1 pseudogene is annotated in these 231 nt (G+C 64.9%); it reads right to left on the bottom strand.

The annotated features are described in order from the left end of the window. A pseudogene (locus SB772_RS46080) lies at positions 1-231 on the bottom strand (aminoacetone oxidase family FAD-binding enzyme); the annotation flags it as partial.

The raw sequence follows: 231 nt of genomic DNA, 5'->3' as shown, positions 1-231 counted from the left end.
CGACAAGCAGCGAGACGGCACCATCACGCTGCAGATCGTCGCGGAGGGCCGCCGCATGGGCGTAGACAAGGCTGCCCTCGATCCCATGCTCCGAAATGACGAATTCACCGGGAAATGTCCCGGCCGCCGAAGTGGCTGTCACCGCCTTCAACGGCGCCCCGGCAAAGCGCTCGCGAAACACTCCGCTCCAGTTGACATCGAAGCCGCAATTGGCCGGGCGGAAAGGGGCCA

It is taken from the genome of Paraburkholderia sp. SIMBA_030, assembly GCF_046535245.1.
GTDB lineage: Bacteria > Pseudomonadota > Gammaproteobacteria > Burkholderiales > Burkholderiaceae > Paraburkholderia.
This window is presented reverse-complemented; position numbering and strand designations above follow the sequence as displayed.